This window comes from Gilvimarinus gilvus (assembly GCF_030518155.1).
In the GTDB taxonomy this organism is placed as follows: Bacteria; Pseudomonadota; Gammaproteobacteria; order Pseudomonadales; family Cellvibrionaceae; genus Gilvimarinus; species Gilvimarinus gilvus.
In genome coordinates this window covers 84,255-100,967 of sequence record NZ_JAULRU010000215.1, presented here as the reverse complement: position 1 = coordinate 100,967, position 16,713 = coordinate 84,255, and the positions used below count along the sequence as shown (strand labels likewise).

At 53.6% G+C, this 16,713-nt stretch carries 15 protein-coding genes; 3 read left to right on the top strand and 12 right to left on the bottom strand.

Going from position 1 to position 16,713, the window contains the following annotated elements; genetic code table 11:
• Positions 1–271: 271 nt before the first annotated feature.
• From QWI17_RS02120 to QWI17_RS02070, 11 genes are all read right to left on the bottom strand, one after another.
• Positions 272–1,240, bottom strand: coding sequence for an AgmX/PglI C-terminal domain-containing protein (locus tag QWI17_RS02120; protein WP_302720837.1), 969 nt, complete (start codon positions 1,238–1,240; stop codon positions 272–274).
• Position 1,241: 1 nt separating this feature from the next.
• Entirely contained in the window at positions 1,242–1,769 is a 528-nt protein-coding gene (locus QWI17_RS02115; protein ID WP_302720836.1) for an ExbD/TolR family protein, read from the bottom strand.
• Entirely contained in the window at positions 1,766–2,371 is a 606-nt protein-coding gene (locus tag QWI17_RS02110) for an ExbD/TolR family protein (RefSeq protein WP_302720835.1), read from the bottom strand. Before QWI17_RS02110 ends, QWI17_RS02115 begins: the two co-directional genes overlap by 4 nt.
• Positions 2,372–2,385: 14 nt before the next feature.
• Positions 2,386–3,045: a MotA/TolQ/ExbB proton channel family protein gene (locus QWI17_RS02105; RefSeq protein ID WP_302720834.1), complete on the bottom strand. Its 660-nt coding sequence runs from the start codon at positions 3,043–3,045 to the stop codon at positions 2,386–2,388.
• Positions 3,046–3,142: 97 nt separating this feature from the next.
• Positions 3,143–3,466 carry a hypothetical protein gene (locus QWI17_RS02100; RefSeq protein ID WP_302720833.1) on the bottom strand — a complete coding sequence of 108 codons (324 nt, stop codon included), beginning with the start codon at positions 3,464–3,466 and terminating at the stop codon, positions 3,143–3,145.
• Positions 3,463–4,158 carry a tetratricopeptide repeat protein gene (locus QWI17_RS02095; protein WP_302720832.1) on the bottom strand — a complete coding sequence of 232 codons (696 nt, stop codon included), beginning with the start codon at positions 4,156–4,158 and terminating at the stop codon, positions 3,463–3,465. Before QWI17_RS02095 ends, QWI17_RS02100 begins: the two co-directional genes overlap by 4 nt.
• Positions 4,145–7,114, bottom strand: a complete 2,970-nt coding sequence (locus QWI17_RS02090; protein ID WP_302720831.1) for a tetratricopeptide repeat protein — start codon at positions 7,112–7,114, stop codon at positions 4,145–4,147. The genes QWI17_RS02095 and QWI17_RS02090 overlap by 14 nt, the downstream gene beginning before the upstream one ends.
• Positions 7,111–9,051: a hypothetical protein gene (locus QWI17_RS02085; protein WP_302720830.1), complete on the bottom strand. Its 1,941-nt coding sequence runs from the start codon at positions 9,049–9,051 to the stop codon at positions 7,111–7,113. The genes QWI17_RS02090 and QWI17_RS02085 overlap by 4 nt, the downstream gene beginning before the upstream one ends.
• Positions 9,039–9,611: an AraC family transcriptional regulator gene (locus QWI17_RS02080; RefSeq protein WP_302720829.1), complete on the bottom strand. Its 573-nt coding sequence runs from the start codon at positions 9,609–9,611 to the stop codon at positions 9,039–9,041. The genes QWI17_RS02085 and QWI17_RS02080 overlap by 13 nt, the downstream gene beginning before the upstream one ends.
• Positions 9,612–9,786: 175 nt before the next feature.
• The gene (locus QWI17_RS02075; RefSeq protein WP_302720828.1) at positions 9,787–10,770 is read right to left on the bottom strand and encodes an FAD:protein FMN transferase; all 984 of its coding nucleotides are present in this window, start codon (positions 10,768–10,770) and stop codon (positions 9,787–9,789) included.
• Between the two features lie 43 nt (positions 10,771–10,813).
• The gene (locus QWI17_RS02070) at positions 10,814–11,494 is read right to left on the bottom strand and encodes a hypothetical protein (protein WP_302720827.1); all 681 of its coding nucleotides are present in this window, start codon (positions 11,492–11,494) and stop codon (positions 10,814–10,816) included.
• Positions 11,495–11,595: 101 nt separating this feature from the next.
• Between QWI17_RS02070 and QWI17_RS02065 the strand changes: the two genes are divergently transcribed.
• Positions 11,596–12,075, top strand: a complete 480-nt coding sequence (locus tag QWI17_RS02065; protein WP_302720826.1) for a hypothetical protein — start codon at positions 11,596–11,598, stop codon at positions 12,073–12,075.
• 16 nt (positions 12,076–12,091) lie between these two features.
• On the opposite strand, the gene QWI17_RS02060 is transcribed toward QWI17_RS02065, so the two are convergent.
• Positions 12,092–12,658, bottom strand: a complete 567-nt coding sequence (locus QWI17_RS02060) for a hypothetical protein (RefSeq protein WP_302720825.1) — start codon at positions 12,656–12,658, stop codon at positions 12,092–12,094.
• Positions 12,659–12,943: 285 nt separating this feature from the next.
• On the opposite strand from QWI17_RS02060, the gene QWI17_RS02055 reads away from it, so the two are divergent.
• Both QWI17_RS02055 and QWI17_RS02050 read left to right on the top strand, forming a co-directional pair.
• Positions 12,944–15,058, top strand: coding sequence for a winged helix-turn-helix domain-containing protein (locus QWI17_RS02055; protein WP_302720824.1), 2,115 nt, complete (start codon positions 12,944–12,946; stop codon positions 15,056–15,058).
• Between the two features lie 153 nt (positions 15,059–15,211).
• Positions 15,212–16,711, top strand: a complete 1,500-nt coding sequence (locus QWI17_RS02050) for an EAL domain-containing protein (RefSeq protein WP_302720823.1) — start codon at positions 15,212–15,214, stop codon at positions 16,709–16,711.
• Positions 16,712–16,713: the final 2 nt, after the last annotated feature.

The window sequence follows — 16,713 nt, the reverse complement described above, 5'->3', positions numbered from 1 at the left end:
GCGCCCTACCCCATCGTATCCAGCCGAAGGAGCGGCTATTTTTCGGGAGAGTTGCACATGGACGTGCAATTCAGGAAAAGCGCTGGGAAGCGATTTTTTCCGGCCCGGAAAATAGCCGTTCCTTCGGGAACCCGCAGGGCTGAGATGCGCGGGCGCGTTTCTTGATTCCTTCTTGTCGCGTCACAAGAAGGAATTCGCCCGCCCGGCGAAAGAGGGCAAAAAAGAATAAGTCAGACGACTGATGTCTGAGGACGGACGCAAAACCTTAATCCTACAATTGCGGCAAAAAATTCAACGTATACGGCCTTGTCGTCACCTGTACCCCAGAGTCCGCCGGAAAGGTAATCAACTGTAAGCGCGCGAGAATTTTGGCTTCCAAATCCGGGTCGTTCAACCCAGAGCTGGTAATAGTAACCGCCAACGAACCATCCGGGCTTATCACTAACTGCAGTATCACCTTGCCTTCCAGCGTTGGGATGCTGCGCAAGGCGCGGCGATAGAGTCTGTCCAATGCCGGAGCGTGCTGGCTCATAACTTTGCGAATTTCTTCATCGCTGCGCTCACCGGCCTTGCGGGTGTTTTCATTCGCCTCACCCGTTGCCACCGCATCAGCGCCATCCAGCGGACTTTCTACCTGAGTGGTCTCGCGGCCGGACAAGGCAACACCTGCGGTGTTGCTCGAAAGCGCAGCGGTGTTGATGCCGCCGCTGTCCGACTCGGCGCCACTGGTAATTAGATTGCGTTCAGTTTTTTGCGCATCGGCCGCGCCGCGGGTGATTTCTTCACTGGCCAGAGCTTCGGTATCAATTGCCTGACGCATATCGGCGAGCGCGTCTTGGAATTGCAGTACGCCGGACACTTTAGCCACTTCCCGCGCCTGGTCGACTTCGCTCACCGGTTCGGGTTCTACCTCGGGTTCAGGCTCCGGCTCCGGCTCCGGCTCTTCTTCAGGTTCTGGCTCTTCCTCAGGTTCGGGCTCCGGTTCCTCTTCGGGTTCTGGCTCAGGAGGAGGCGGTGGCGGCGGTTGAATTTCTTCTTTCTCTAACAATACCCGCGCTAGCTGCGGCGGTAGTTTCTCTTTTTCTTCGCGCTCAATTTCCGGCACAGTTATCAATGGAATGGCAATGCCGATAAGGGCAAAAATGACGACGGCCACCACCAGATATCTGCCAAAGCGCGCATCGTCCTCGGCGCTGCGGGCAAAAGGTGATTGCAGTAAAGGGTTATCGCCTCGGGCCATATCAGTCAGTGGCTCCCGTTTGTTCTAAGGCGTCGTCACGCTCGTCGGCTTGTTGGTTAACCGCCAGTGAAATATCCCGGTAGCCCGCTTGTGCGCAGGTATTCATAACCTGTTTGAGCAGTGTATAGGGAATCGCTTGATCGCCCATAATGGTAATGGGCAAGCCATTGGCTTCTTGCTCGGCGGTGAGCGTGCGGCGCTCTGCGCGGTAATTGAGTTCGTTTAGGAGCGGTTCAATTTCATTGCCCTCGCCAATGTCCGCAACCTCTACAATGGGGCGGCCGCTGACCATAATACGGCTGTCGTTCACCATAACCACCAAAGTGGTTTCCGGAATGGTACTGGCCACTGATGCGGGCAGTTCAATGCTTTTATCGTTGGTGAGTACTTCTACATCGGACGAATTCACCAACAGGAAAAACACCAAAATGGTGAAGATATCCATCAGCGACACCAGGTTTAACTTGGGCACGGTTTTGTTGCGGCGATGGTGCTTGGCCATGCGCTTGGCGCGCAGCGATTGCTTCATGGCGCACCTCCGCCTAAATCAGTTTGTGCGTCGGTTGGTGCCAATTGTGCATCGCCGCAGGGAACTTCGGTGGCCTCCGGGTCATTTTCCGGCGCGTCGCCCAGTGAAATTTCCGGAAAAAGCGATGCATCGACAACGCTGGCGGCAACCACGGCTTTAAATGAGCGCACCGCATCCATGGTGCTGACGATGGTTTGGTAATCGGTGTCCGGTTGGGCCAGCAAAACAATATCGTTTTTCTCTATATCGTAAGTGTCTTCCAAACGAATTTTAATTTGTTGCAGAGCGGTGGTGAGCTCGCCGAAGTTATGGGTACCGGCCTGTTCGCCTTCGGTAAGGGGGCAAACCGAAAAGGCTCGATTGCCCGCCGGGTGATTAACGCCCAGGTACTCGGGGTAAATCACCACTTCGAGAAAATCTAAATCTTCGGATTCCTCGCTGGCACTGCCAGAGGCGCTGTCCGGCAGATTGAGTTCCAGTACCGTGATGCGCGAGAACACCATACTCAATAGCAACACCGGAACCAGAACAATCATCAGGTTCATAAACGATGTGATATTGAGTTCGGCCTCTTCGTCGTGCCGACGTCGTCTAAACCGCATGGTTAAGCCTCAGCTTAGGCGCCGGCTTTGGCAGCAGGCTTAGCGGTGGTAGCGGTCAGCAAGTTAAGGCATTTGACCCCGGTCATTTCCAGCGAATCCACAAGCTCGGTGGTTTTGGTTTGCAGCATGGCGTGAAACAGCAGCAACGGAATGGCGGATATCAAACCGAATGCGGTGGTGTTCATGGCTACGGAAATACTGTTCGATAGCAAGGTGGCTTTCTCGGCCGGGTCGGCCTCAGCCACCGCGGTAAAGGCGGCGATCAGGCCGATAATGGTGCCCAAAAGACCCAGCAGTGTGGCGATGTTGGCGAGGGTCGCCAAATACGGCGTGCGTTTTTCCAGCCGCGGCATAGCTTCCAGTACACCCTCTTCCATGGCCAGCTCAATATCGTCGCGGCCACCGGATTGCCCCATACGCGCTACACCGGCGGCGACGATACGGGCAATGGGTGCTTCGGCCGAGCGGCCCATATTCACGACCCCTTGGTAGTCGCGTTTTTTCAATAGTGGCATCACCCGGTTAAAGGCCTGCGCATTGGCACGCTTGGCGGCGCTTAACACCAGGTAGCGCTCAATGGCGATGACCAAACCAATAACCAACACCAGTGCAATGGGGTACATAAATGGCCCACCATTTTGGAAAAAGCGCACGATCGTCGTCAAAAAGTCCATAATCTGTTTACCTTAACTCTGGCCTTGGGTTGTAATTGGTAAGGGCCACAAGCGCCCCGAAAATCCTAGATTTGCATCGTTAGCGACGCATTATGCATTATTCAGCGGGCGTAGGTGGTGACTCGCCCGAGCTTTCTGTGTGATCTTGTTCACTTTCTGCCGAGTCTTCCTCATTGATCAGTTCCAACCAACTGAGTTCGCGCTTGAGCTCTGAGCGTTCCAGGTGTTCGTAGACCTTGGCTGATTGGCTTTGCACGACATTGTATTTAAGGGTCGGGCTTTCCGGAGTTTGCCAGGGAACAATGTACAGCACCTGCGGTTGCTCTTGATTGCCCGTTATGGTGCTTTCCAGTCGGTCTTCTTGCGCACTACTGAAAAGTGGCACAAGGGTAAGCCCGGCAATTGCGAGTAAGCGAATCATGGCTGCCCTCCTGCGGCAATGCGGCGCTGCAAATCAATAATCCAGCCGGCCAGTTCTCGGTCCGGCTCGCCTTGGGTTTGCTCAATAATATGTTGCGCCGCCTGGTAGTGCAGCAAAGCCTGCGGCCAGTTGCCCAGATATAAGTCGTAGAGTATGCCGAGGTTTTTGTGGCTGTCTACCGAATGGGGCCATACCGCGAGTGCGTCCTGATAGAGTTTTTCGGCTTCGTCAAAGCGACCTTCGCGGCGCTCGAGTGCTGCCAGATGGTTGTAGGCATCGACATTGAGCGGGTTGGCGGCGAGCGAGCGGCCAAAAGCTGCTTTGGCCTGCCCCGGTTCGTTCAACTTGACCCAGACAACTCCTAAGTTGAGCCATGCGGCGGATAGCTCAGGCGCATTGGCGACAATGGCCTGCAGCGCTTGGCGTGCCTGACTCCAGTTTTGGTCGTCCATATAGCCCAGGGCGGTCGCAAAGTCATTGCGCAGGGCGCGACTGACCTTAGGGCCCGGGGTGTCCAGGTAAGGGTTCAGTGTGACGGGGCCGGGGGGAAGTGCCGCGATAAAGGTTGAGGTAGCGTCAGCCTGTTGTGTTTCTGACGCCGGCTCGGGTTCGGGTGTTGTCGCACAACCGGCAAACAGGCATGTGACAATGGTCGCCAGGGCGAGGCTGTGCAGTGAGTTAATGCAGTTCACGCTGAGCCTCCACGGTGACTTCTTGTTTGCCGTAGCGCGCGGGCAGCATTTTGGCTAGTGAGTCGATGCTCGCCGCGACCCAATCATCGAACAGCCCATCAAAGCTGCGTCTTGCATTGGCCTCGTGCAGTTCTATGGCTTTTTCCTCAAACGGGTAGGCCTGCTCTTCCAGCAGAATATCGTACTGCTCAAGCTCCAGCGCGTTAAGTCCATCCGGGCGCTCCGACGCCATCAGGTCGCGAGCGAGTAAGGTGTAGATTTCGCCGATAAAGAAATTTGCCTGTGTGGTAAATTCGGCCACTTTGAAATCAAGTACCTGGCGCTGGGCGGCCAGAGCGCTGTCGAGCGCGGCACGCTTGCGGTTGAGGCTTGTCTTGATGGGCAGCGTAAGGGCGATGTTGCGAAAATTCGAATACGGCGCCTCGGCCAAAGTGGCAGCAGCTTTAGCGCCCAGGTAGCGACTGCGCTCGGTGGGTGTTTGCCGGCCACTTTGAACCAGACGGCGCAGCCAGAAGTCCCTGCTGGATTCATCGCCCGCTTCAGCGTACAGCTCAGATAAGCGCAGCTCTACCTCCAAGCGGTCACTAAAAGGCTCTTGATAGGTGTGAGCGTAGTCGCGGTAATGATTGCGCGCTTCCTCCCAATTATCGGCCTTATCGTAGTATTCGGCGGCGGTGAGCAAAGACTGGCGGGCCAGTTCGGTGTCCTCGCTGCCAGATTGTTGGCTCAGGAGCCCTGCCGCGAGCTCCCAGGCACCCATGGCTTCGTAAATAACAATCAATTTGGCTGGAATACGCGCGGCCAGCTCGTGATTTGGGTAATTGGCGGCAAAGCGGGTCAGCAGCGCTTCGGCCTGTGCCCAGTTGCCAGCGGTTTGCGCTGCATGGCCTGCGTCAAACAAAGCCGTACTGGCGATTTCGGTATTGGGCAGGTCGCTGTCAATACGCAGCAACTGGGCGATAGCCGTTGCGGTGTCACCGCTCGCCAATGACTGCTGAGCTTGCTGATAAATGCTGGCAGCGATACGCTCACGCAGTTCGTTGGCGCTGGGTGAGCCGGGCTGATCGCCCCAATCGCGGTGCAGTTCCAGCGCGCGCCAATAAGCGCCTTCGGCCTCGGCGTAGAGCTGTTGATCGAATTCCGCGTGGCCCAGCGTTAACCAGGCGCTGTAGAGTAATGGCCCCTCGGGTACCGGTTGCCAGGTGATGACTTGACGGGCGACGACTGAGGCGCGCGCTAAATCCCCCTGGTACATTAATTCTGGCGCGGCGGCGGCCAGCACTTGCACGGCGCGTTCATCGTTTGGGTAGTACTCGGCAAATTTAAGCGCATTTTCGATTTTGCGCATTTGCCACTGCCAGAGCTGACTTTGTACAGGCTCTTGGTTGGCGCCACTAAGCTCAAGCGATTCCCCCGCCGCTGATTTTTCCACCAACTGCTGCGCCAGCAAAATACTGCTGTAACCGGCCTCACTGCCGTAGGCTGGGTCGCGTCGGTTAAAGGCGACCGTTTCGTAGGCGGTGAGTGCCGAAAGTGTGCGCCCACTTTCGCTATAGGCCTCAGCCATAAGGAAGTTCATTTCGCCCGCGGCCGGATCTGCCGGGAAGGTAACAATGTACTGCTGGTATAAGTCAGCGGCCTCTGCGTAGGCGCGATTGACATCGGCCCGGCTCGGCGCCAGTTCGCCACCTGCGCCGAGGCTTGCCTGCAAACGTTGCGCTTCGGCGTGGTGGTGGCGGGCCAGCTCATTCAAGTAGAGCTTAAGTTTGGCCAGTGCTTCTGAGCTCATGTTGCGCGGCTTTTTACTGCGCACTACCTGTTTGGCTTCCAGCGCGCTGGTGGTTTGCGGTATGCCGGCTCGCGCCTGCCAATATGGGCTGTAGACGCCATAGCGATCGACGAACGAGCGTTTCGCCGGCAAGATTAATGACGGGAAGCCGCCGCGCTGGTAGACGTCAATTTCCATTATCGTGAAGTCCGGCGCCAAGTCGGCGTCCGGGTTGTTATTGACGAAGCGGGCGTAGGTATCGGCGCTGTCGAGGTAGCGCTCCTGAGTTTCATAGAGCTTACCGAGTTGGCGATACAGGAGGTACTGATAGGGGCGGGTACCGATGGCTTGTTGGTGTTCTACAATGCTCTGGGCGCCGTCGAGATTGGCGTAGGTAAAACTGAGTACGCGCAAGGTATCATCCACCAAATTTTGTTCATTCGCATCCATGCGCGCCAGTGCGGTGGCCACCTGCCCCGGCAATTGCACCGCGGCAAAGCTTTGGTCGAGCAGCTGGGTAAAGTTGCCCATAGCCGTCTCATAATTACCGAGCTTATAGGCCGACCAGCCTTGCATGTACAACGCATTGTCGGCAAAGGCGGTGGTGGGACTGACCGCTACCTCGCGGTAGAGAGCTTCAGCCTCTGCGTAGTCGCCGGCGGCGAAGGCGCGCTCGGCGCGGCGGAACTGCGCTTCGTGCAGGTAGGGCGAGTCGGGAAATCGCACGGCCAGTTGGTCTAACACAGCGCCCGCGTCTTCTGTGCGTCCCTCCAGTGCCTGGGCCTTGGCCAGCTTGTAATAGAGTGCATCGGGTGCGCTGGCGACCGACGTTTGCGGATTGGCGGCATAGTCATCCACCAAGTTTTGGTAGTGCTCAATGGGTTTTGCGAAGAATTGAGTTAGAGTGCGCGCGTCTTGTTGGGCCTGTTCGCTGCGGGCCATTTCTAAATCGGCCAGGCGCACCTGAATGTGATGGCGCACTTGTGGGTCCTTGGCGACCAATAGCGCCGAGCGATATTGCGCTTCGATCTGGGCCAAATCTTCGGCGCTTACGGTTAAATCAGCAGCGGGTAGATTCGCCTCAGGCAGATCGGCCAAGGTTGTGCCCACATCGTCTAGCGGTTGATGGCCGCAGGCGGCTAATAGTCCGAGTGTGACGGCGACAGTTAAGCGTTTAGGCAACATCATTGCGGCTCCACGTCGGGCAATTGTGGGCCGTCTTGCTGAGGTCGAGTGCGGTAGGCGTCGTCCAGCAGGCGCGCGACACTGAGGCGCGTTTGCGCCAGATAGTCATTGAGTCGGGCGCGATGGCTTTGCAGGTGTGCCCTCAGTGTTGATGTGAGTGCTGCGCTGCGCTCGGCGATGGCGCCGCGCTGTTGCTCGAGTAACTGATTGTTGCGTTGGCGGGCCTGGTTGAGGCGATTTAATTGGCCCTGCAAGTCTTGTTCTTGTGCCAGCAAACGCTCAATACGCCCGCTGGCTGCGGCACTGCTGCGCAGGGTGCGATCAATCGTATTGAGGTTTTTTTGTACCTGCCAGCGCTGGGCGGCAAACTGTTGGTCGGCGCGCCACTGAAGGACACCCTTAAAAAAAGCCATTTTCTCTTTAGCCGCGAAAGGCAAACGCTGCTGACCGTCGAGCGCGTGCAGCGCGCTGTTAGCGTTTTGCCAGCGCTTTCGCAGCGCTTGCGTGGATGCGTCACTGAGGGCCAGAGACTCGTCATTAGCGTCAATAGCCTGGAGTTGACCGGCTAAACGGTCGCGCTTGGCCTGCAGAACCTGGTGTTGTTGTAGCAACTGCGAATCGGCCAGAGCCTCGGCGCGCTCTGCCCGCCTGGCGCGTTTGTGCTCAATCAGTTCGGTGTAAATAGCAAGCTTGCGCTGCCAGTTTTGGTGGCGGCTCTGTAAAGTCAGAAGATCGCGCAGACTTTGCGCCTGTTGCTGCAGTGCGTCGTCGCGCAGCAGCGAGTCAAAATAGGTCAAATCACTGCCGATAATACTGGTGCTGTGCAAGCTCAGCCAGTTGCCATTGGCGGCTTCGCGCTGACCTGTAAATGAGCGGATGGCGCTCTGTTCGGTTGTGCCCACAGCCGCCAGATAGGCCAGCAGCGCGTCACTGGTGAGCTCATCCAGGTGGGCGTCTATCTCTGCCAGATTGTCGGTGAGCAGTGTTTCAGATTCGCGATAGGCGAGCAGCGCGGCTCCGCCAGATCCCATTTGTTCATAGGCCCAGGGCACCGCCAACAGTGACTCCTGTACCGCCGGGTCGGTCAGTGAACGCTGGCGCAGCGCCTGCCAGGGTTTTAGCGCGAGTACAAAGTCGTGATAACTTGCCGCTGACCAGCCGTAGCCAAGCAGTGCCCGGTTGGCTAGCGCGGTATCGAGCCGAATTTGTCGAAATGCGGCTTTGGCAGAGGCGTAGTCCTTCTGCCCCAGGTAAGTGTAGCCCAGTGCCGTTAGGGCTTTGTCGCGTAGCGCCAGATATTCTTGGCTGCGTTCGCGCCGCTCGGGGGGATCGGCCTCGAGAAGCGCTTGGTAGTAGGATTGGGCGCGAATTGGGTCGCCGGCGCGAGCGGCGCTGTTGCCTAGATTAAGCAAGGCCAGGTGAGGGTTGTCGGCCAGTGGTTCGAGTAAGTCCCCGACGCTGTTCAGGCTGGGAGCGCTTTGACGGGCAATGCGCAGGTTTACGGCCAGTAGGGCCGCCTCTTCGGAGAGCTCGGCGGGTAGTGCATCATTTATCGCGCTCAGGTTTGCGGCCGCTTGCTTGTAGCCACCGGCTTGATATTGCAACCGGGCCAGATAAAGTCTTGCGGTGTCCTGCACTCTGGCCGGTTCGCCCTGCCCTAAATGCTCGCTGAATGCCTGTTGCGCCTGATCTTTCATACCAAAAGCCAGCAGCATACCGGCGCGCATCAGTTGCGGGTAGTGTTCATGTCCGGTGACACCGCCACGGCTTTCGGCGAGGTCGAGTGTGGTGAGTGCCTGGGGCAAATCACCCAGGTAGTAATGGTATAGGCTTTCTCCGTAGCCCAAGTCCTGAGCTGCCGGCAATGGTTCGGCCTGGGTGCCGCCTGCTAGGGCCACCACGGCGACAAACATGGAGCGATAGAGGGTTACAACTCCCATTGTTTAATATCAAATACCGGCTGCAATTTCTGGCTGGAATCGACAATCTTTAGCTCCAGTACCAGTGGGGCCGTAGTTTTCTCGATGGTGATGCTAGTGGCGCGTTTGTAGGCTTGCCCATTGGGGCCAATACCGGTGAAAAAGGCGCTGATTTCGTGTTCACCCTGACGCAGGTTACCCACGTACAGTTTTTGAATGCCGCCGCGATGCAGCGCGTCTACCTGACGCTTGGTATAGAGCTCGCTGCTGATAAAGTCATCGTCGAGTTTAACTTTTACCGAATCGAGCCCGAAGTAGTCGCCCACATCCAGCGATAGGTACACGGCCATTTGACTGCTGGCGGGAAACAGTAGCTCTTCCTCTAAGATGAGCAGGTCGCGATTCAATTGTAACGATTGTTGCTTGAGTGCCTCAGCGTTATCGGCCAGGTCATTGGCATTTGCCGGCTGAGCCGCTACCGAAACAGGCATTGCGCACAGCGCTAAGGCCAGTGCCAGTAACCGTAGGGGCGCCTTGCGCGGGCGGGTTGCCGGGTTCGAGCTGATCTTCAGGCCGATCATAGTTGCTTCCTGTGGAATTGGGGGCACGTTGTGCGCCCAGCGATATACTCGCTAGTTTAATCAATTGTGGCGCAGCGCGCAGTGACTGACGCTATTGTAGTGTGATCCGCCGTTGCGAGATGTGAAAGCTATCACCTTGCTCGGTTTAATAGTCGGTGTATGGAGCGTATCGCCACTATTGTGGGGGCATTAACCCCGAGCTGTAATGCACTTGCCCGGCCCGGTCGATAATAATGGCATCGAAGTTGGGCAGGCTTTCTATCAAAGCCAAGCCGCGCTCTTGCCCCAGTACAAACACACTGGTTGAAAGAGCATCCGTGTCAAATGCACTAGGTCCCAATATGGTGACGCTGGCCAACGTATCGGTACTTTTCCCGGTTTGTGGGTTGACGATGTGGTGCACACGCTCACCCGAGTCGTTGATAAAAAATCGCTCGTAGTCGCCCGATGTCGAAATGGCGGTATCGCTTAGCGGTAGGGTGATGGCAATGCCTGCATCGCCTCGCGGTTGTTTGATACCCACCATCCAGGGGCGGCCGCGCCGGTTGCCCAGCACACGGCTATCGCCACCGGCGCTCACACTGGCCTGGCTTATACCCTGCTGCTGCAACAGTGATACCGCACGGTCGACAGCGTAGCCTTTGGCAATACCGCCGAGGTCAACGTAAACAGCGGGGTGTTGGTAGCGCACTGTCTGCTGCTCCCGATCCAGTGTGATATGGCGGAAATCAATGGCGGGAAGCAACGCCTGGCGCTGGGCCTCGGTCGGTGTTTTCTTGTCGCGATAGTCATAGTGGCGGGCGAGAGAGGCGAATGTGATGTCAAAGGCACCATTGGTTAGTTCACCGTAAAACAGCGATTTGTCGAGTAGCTGGGTCATCTCGGGGCTAATGGATAGTGCCGGTGCGCCGCTTTGTCCTGCCATCGAATTCATCTGCGACAGGTCACTGTCGGGTCGATAGGGGCTGTAGGCGTTGTCGATGCGGCGCATTTCCGTCATCACCTTGTCGACGGCAGCCTGGCCTCTCGTCTGATCGGTATGCCAGAGGGTCACGCTTACCCGGGTGCCCATAATCTCGGCCTGCTCGCTGATCCACTCGGCCGAGGCGCTGCTGCTGACGATCGCCATCGCGAGGATAAATAAACGCTGAACAGACATAATGCAGGCCGGTATAAAATTAGATACCGTTTTTTAACATATTTTAGGCGTCAGTCGCGCGATACCTTCGCCATTTTTGCCAAGTTAACAGCAATATATAAATCAACATAACCAGCAAAACCGTATTTTCGGGAACACTGAGCCATGCACTGCCTTGCCATGCCTCGGGAAAGGCTTGTGCACCAGGGCCGGTAAACAGCGAGCCGGCTGCTAAAAATAGACCCAAACACATGCGCCATAAATGACGAATCAGACGCTGATAAAACCCCAGCGTTTGCCTGCGCAGCAAAATCCAGGTATCAAAAAGCCCTGTCCATAGTGCAAGCCCGCCAAAAAAATAATAGGAGGCTGCGTGGTAACCGGCGTGCATGTTGTCAGAGCTGGCACTGGCGAGTTGTCCCAAATAAATACCGGCCACGGCTATGCCCCCGGCAACCCACGGGGCCAATTGATTGATGCGCTTCGGTGCGGTTGCAGGCTTGGCAATCGCTGCCCAACTCGTGAGAACCAAATAGCAGGTGAAAACACCGGCTATGGTTGCGATTAGAATGCCTACCTGCAGGGCAATTATGGCGCCCAAGGATGCCATAATCAGCATGGAAAAGAAGAAAGTGCGGCCGGCGATACGGTGTATGGTTGAGCCCTTGAGGGAAAAGAGCGCGATAAACCCACTGCAAACCGCAACAGTCCCTGTAATAATATGAACTATCATGTAAACAGACATTTTGACCTCTTCTGGCCGGCAGTATTAAAGACAGTAGACGCAAAAAGTAGGATATTGGATGCGGCGTGACGGCGCTCGTGTAAAAGAAGTGAGGTGAGAGCATGAAGTATTTACTGGTAATAATGGTGCTACTTTGTCTCGCCAGTTGTGGCGGTAATAATGATCCCGTACTAAACGCTATAAATAATCCACTGGACGTCGAGTTCGAGAGTTTTTATGTGGATCGCACCGATATTTATCCGGGTGAATCGGTGTGGATTGAGTGGCGGGCCGAGGGCGCGTTGATTTTTGATGCCAAATTGTTTGTCAGCAAAGACGATATACTGTCTGACGACGATCTGAACCTGGTCGATGAGGAATGCGGCGTAGAGAACAACGACCACTGCACTAGCGGGGAGTATATTGATTTCTTTTGCCACTATGACTCAGAAAATCAATTCACTTGTCGCGAAAACGGCGAAGTTCTGCAGCGCAATAATTTAAGTGTCTTTATTGATCAGTACCCACAGGAGGCCTATCTCATCCTCGAGCTGTGTAATGACAATTGCGAAGAGCGCTCCTGGCCGCTGCTGTTTCGTTAGCCAGCGGCCGCACGATTTACTTAAGCTGTGACTGAGTCCAGTGCACCACATCTTTGCTGAGGTCTTTTAAACACTTCTCGACAGCGCCACACACCGTAACGTTTACGCCCATATCCAATATGTCTGAGCTTGGCGTAAACTCTTTTAACGACGCTATAGCGCAGCTGTGGTTAGCCTGGACATAACCATTCTTAAAACGGTTTTTGTCAATCAAGGCGCTAGTGACTTTGACACTGGGCAAATTACTATGGGTTTGGGCGCCATAGTTGTATTCATCAGCGCCAAGTACCAGAGCATTTATGTCGATAGCCAGTACAGGAATCCCTTGATCGTAGATATCCCCTTTGGTATCGGTTGCCTCTATCGCCAGATGTTGAGCCTTACTTTGCTCTACGATCTGTTTAACCAGATGTTTATCGACCTCGCAGGGGTATTGCTCTTGCTCGTACTTAAAGCCCTCCACGTCAAAGCCGATGTTCTCATTCAGGTACACCTCGGTGGATGCTTCGCCATAACTGAAAGAGTTAAACCCGGTTAGTAAGGCTACAAATACAACTGCTCGCATACTTTCATAATTTTTCATATTCTCACCTGTGTTTTAATGTTATTGCTACTTGTTCAAGGCTTCTTTACTTTAGAGAACGTTGAGAGAAATATCCGTACCAATCGCTGAAACTGTGATTACCATTTCCTTACCATAAAATAGTCTATAATTTTCAATAATTTATAGAGCTTTATAAGTGTTGCATCGGATTGCTAGTTAAAGGCTTGTGGGGCAAAATTGTTCTGGTGTTGAGACTGTAAGCCGAAGGTAGGACGCGGCTCTCAGTAATATAAAAATGACTAAACTCTGGATAATTTCAAGACAATGAAAGGTGACGATAGCACGGCTTTTCGAATTGGCGATATCACCGTTTACCCCGCCCGAAACGAGCTTTGTACAAAGGCTAGCACAGCAAGTGTTCAGCCCAAGGTCATGGCAGTTTTATCCTATTTGTCGGAGCAGCATCCGCGCGTTGTCAGTACCGATGAGCTGATGGACAAGGTGTGGTCGGGGCGGGTGGTTACGCAAAGTTCGGTGCAGAAAAGTATGACCTTTTTGCGGAAAGCCATTGCCGCTTTGGTTGGCGATCAAATTTATATTGAGCATCATTCAAAAAAGGGCTACCAGTTAATTCGAAAGCCAGAATGGCTACGCGACGCGTATCAGCCCAATACGTCTTCTTTATGGCGTAACTTGGCTAACTTACTTGCCTCGAAGGTTGTTTTCTCAGGTTTAATCCTTGCACTGGTTGGCGCCCTACTTATTACCTATGGATTTGCCCATAAAGATCGCTGGCTATGGGGAGTTTCGCACAGCACCCAGTTCACGGCAGGATCTACGTTATCATTGAATGTCGATAAGGTGGCAGAAGTTGTTCCTCACCCCCGTAAAGACTATATCGCCTTGATAGGCGTTACAGGTTCGCAACATCAAGTGCTGGTGCGAAATTCGAATGGAGATATCTGGTCGATAGCGCGCAGTGCAAGGCGCTGGTCACTACTGCAATGGTCGCCCGATGGACGGTATCTTGCCGTGGTAGAGCGCGACTCCCTGGGCGCTAAGGGTGTTCCATTATTTGGTTCACAGGCTTCTTTGTTAACGCTACATGTCTATGAGTTAGATTTAGAAAATCGTGTTCTGCTGGATAAACATCGGCTTAGTGATTGGTACGGTGATATTTATAGTGTGACCTGGTGGCAGGAAGGCGTATTAGAGTTTGTCGCGCGATCCGGATCGAAAGCCGTGCGCAATCGTTATCGGTATGCCTTAGCGACGCAGAATTTGCAACAAGTGCGCGCCCTTGAATTTTCAGTCAATCCAATAAACAGTCAAGTCCACCAATCCTTCACTGCATTGTTGACGCCTGCTGAGCCCGGGTTGCAATTGGATTTTTTGAATGAAGATCAGCAGCGATTCCAAAGTTTTCAGATCGATGCCAGTGCGGCTGAAATAAGTTGGTTGCCCGATGCCAGTGGCGTGCTGGTCACGAAAAACCACAGAGACTGGAAGATTTACTACCGCGACGGTACTGTCAAAACCGTTAAAAAACCAGATACCGATCGAGCGCTTTCAAGCGCTCATTTCGAGGAAGACGGCGATAGCTTGGTCTACCTTGGTACATCTATGACGGATCAGTTGTGGCTGCAAGATTCATCGAGAGTATCGCTACTTGAGAAAAAGGGGCATATAGATCAGGTTCTGCCAGACATAGGGGAGTCGGCACTGATCTTGGTGCGTCATCATCAGGACACTGCGCAAATCCTTAAGGTATTAACTGACAACAAAAACTCTGAGACGCTGGACAGTCGGGCGACTATATTATACGAGCGTGATGGAGCTTCTTTGGAAAACCTCAACTGGCAGGTTCCGGGTCAAACGCTCACGTTCAATGTCGGCGCGGACGTATTCACGATGCAGCTCGCTTCCGGCTTGGTGGAAAAGCTAACCAGTGCCCGGGGGGTTGGCCGAGCCTGGTCGGTAAGCTCCGATAGCAAAGATATGATTTTTGAACGACGCCATATGAATGTGAAAAATTTGTGGCGTTACATTGCTGACGATAAAGGGTGGACCCAGGTTACCTTTGGCGATGTTGCAAGCACCGTTGGTATGAGTGGCGTCGTCTACTATCAGAATGTGGACCAGCCAGGCGTTTGGCGCCTGAACGCGGACGGGCCATCGCAACGATTACTGGCCGAGCAACTGCCTGCAAACAGTAAGTTGTTGGCGATTAAAGCTGAATATCTTTACTTTACGGTGGGGGTGCAGTGCTCGGAGTCTGACATTATGCGGGTAAACATAAATACCGGCGAGTTAGTGCGACTACAACCGGAGGTTCCTGATAGCGAAACCCTCGCCTATCATCCAGATATGGGGCGAATTTACACCCCATGTCTGGAAGCGGAGGCTGAAGTTAGTACCTTAATTGCAAATAGTCATTGAGGCGCAGTGGGCAAGGAATAATCTGCTAAACTGCATAGGCATGGACGCAATTAATACGGCTTTTGTACGAAGAGCCTGCTAGGACCCTTTATAGTTGTAAGCCTAAGACTCAAATGCCTAACCAATAAATGATTTGCTGCAAAGCACTTAACTATGTCGCGTATTCATGTCTACTCGTTAGTACTCAGCACGGCGCTGGCAATAATCATTGTTATCGGCCTCTATGCTGCTAGCACGCACCTAATGCGCTGGGATATGACGCGCCAAAGTCAGTCGATATACAAATTAATGGATCATCTCAATCGCGATGCTCAATCCAGCTGGCAGCGCCTGGAAAACAGCTACTCGGTTCCCTGTAGTGCCAAGCAGTTACAAGAAATGCGCTCGGAGCTGTTTTTAACCTGGCACATTCGCGATATCGCATTTACCGATGGTAGTAACATACTGTGTACAGCTACTGCAGGTGTACTGTCAGTGCCAAAAGCACTGCCAGAGATTACCTACGTGGCGATACGAGGTGCACAAATATCAATAAACCAGGACTGGCCCGTGCTCGGCAATATGCACGATGTGGCAATGGCTAGGCGGGGTCATTTTGTCCTGGTAGTCGATCCTCGCAGTTTGGAAAATTTTGTTGAGTTGCCTTACCCTTGGGAGCTGGTCCATTTTCTGGGCGGTGTTAGACACCATGCCGCAGGACTTATCCTTAATAGTGAAGCCACTGTGAATCATAAGTACTTCGGCCAGTTCCGGGTTGAACAGTGTAATAATTTTGGTTACTGCGTTAATGTATTGAGCGATATTCATACTTACCTTGCACGCAATTTGCCCACTACGGGCCTCATCGTTCTACTGGCCTATTTGTTTGGTTGGTTTTCCTATGTGCGCATTCGCCGCTACCTAAATCACAGGCAATCCATAGAGTATCGGGTTCGGAGAGGTGTTGCGGCGGACGCATTTTACCCACTTGTGCAACCTGTAGTAGAACTCGAAAGTCAACGGGTTATCGGGTGCGAAGTATTGGCGCGATTTAGAGATGCCAGAGGTGATCTCTACCCCGACCAGTTTATACCCGTCGTAGCCAGCCAAGGACTTTCTTGGCCATTTACGATCAATATGATTGAAAAAGCGCTGCATGAAATCCGAGAAAATGATCTGGAGGATAAAATTAGCGTGGCTTTCAATTTTATGCCGAGGGACATTACCAATGGGAAAATTTTGGATCTACTTCAAAATCCTCTGGTAGTTGGCTGGAAAGGCCAGCTGACTATTGAGTTGACCGAGAGTGAAGAATTTGAAGGGTCAGAAGCTCATCAGGTTTTGTATAAGCTTAGCCAAGCTGGGTTCGATATTGCAATTGATGATTTTGGTACCGGTTATTCAAATCTAAAATATATTGATCAGCTTCATTGTAGCTATTTAAAAATTGACCGTACGTTTGTGATGGATGTTGAAGAAGGAGCAATTCGCTCGTCCATAATCCCGAATATTGTCAGTATTGCGAATAAGGCCGGTTTGCGTGTGATTGCAGAAGGTGTGGAAAACTTGGCACAAGCGACGCAATTGCATAATATGGGGGTAAAGTATGTACAGGGCTATTTCTATGGCAGGCCCATGTCTGCAGCTAAGCTGCAAGAGAAAATAGATGAGTAGGC

Excerpts from the sequence above, each read along its gene's own strand:
- QWI17_RS02120 (WP_302720837.1), bottom strand. The coding sequence starts at position 1,240 with ATGGCCCGAGGCGATAACCCTTTACTGCAATCACCTTTTGCCCGCAGC.
- QWI17_RS02115 (WP_302720836.1), bottom strand. The coding sequence starts at position 1,769 with ATGAAGCAATCGCTGCGCGCCAAGCGCATGGCCAAGCACCATCGCCGC.
- QWI17_RS02110 (WP_302720835.1), bottom strand. The coding sequence starts at position 2,371 with ATGCGGTTTAGACGACGTCGGCACGACGAAGAGGCCGAACTCAATATC.
- QWI17_RS02105 (WP_302720834.1), bottom strand. The coding sequence starts at position 3,045 with ATGGACTTTTTGACGACGATCGTGCGCTTTTTCCAAAATGGTGGGCCA.
- QWI17_RS02100 (WP_302720833.1), bottom strand. The coding sequence starts at position 3,466 with ATGATTCGCTTACTCGCAATTGCCGGGCTTACCCTTGTGCCACTTTTC.
- QWI17_RS02090 (WP_302720831.1), bottom strand. The coding sequence starts at position 7,114 with ATGATGTTGCCTAAACGCTTAACTGTCGCCGTCACACTCGGACTATTA.
- QWI17_RS02085 (WP_302720830.1), bottom strand. The coding sequence starts at position 9,051 with ATGGGAGTTGTAACCCTCTATCGCTCCATGTTTGTCGCCGTGGTGGCC.
- QWI17_RS02080 (WP_302720829.1), bottom strand. The coding sequence starts at position 9,611 with ATGATCGGCCTGAAGATCAGCTCGAACCCGGCAACCCGCCCGCGCAAG.
- QWI17_RS02075 (WP_302720828.1), bottom strand. The coding sequence starts at position 10,770 with ATGTCTGTTCAGCGTTTATTTATCCTCGCGATGGCGATCGTCAGCAGC.
- QWI17_RS02070 (WP_302720827.1), bottom strand. The coding sequence starts at position 11,494 with ATGTCTGTTTACATGATAGTTCATATTATTACAGGGACTGTTGCGGTT.
- QWI17_RS02065 (WP_302720826.1), top strand. The coding sequence starts at position 11,596 with ATGAAGTATTTACTGGTAATAATGGTGCTACTTTGTCTCGCCAGTTGT.
- QWI17_RS02060 (WP_302720825.1), bottom strand. The coding sequence starts at position 12,658 with ATGAAAAATTATGAAAGTATGCGAGCAGTTGTATTTGTAGCCTTACTA.
- QWI17_RS02055 (WP_302720824.1), top strand. The coding sequence starts at position 12,944 with ATGAAAGGTGACGATAGCACGGCTTTTCGAATTGGCGATATCACCGTT.
- QWI17_RS02050 (WP_302720823.1), top strand. The coding sequence starts at position 15,212 with ATGTCGCGTATTCATGTCTACTCGTTAGTACTCAGCACGGCGCTGGCA.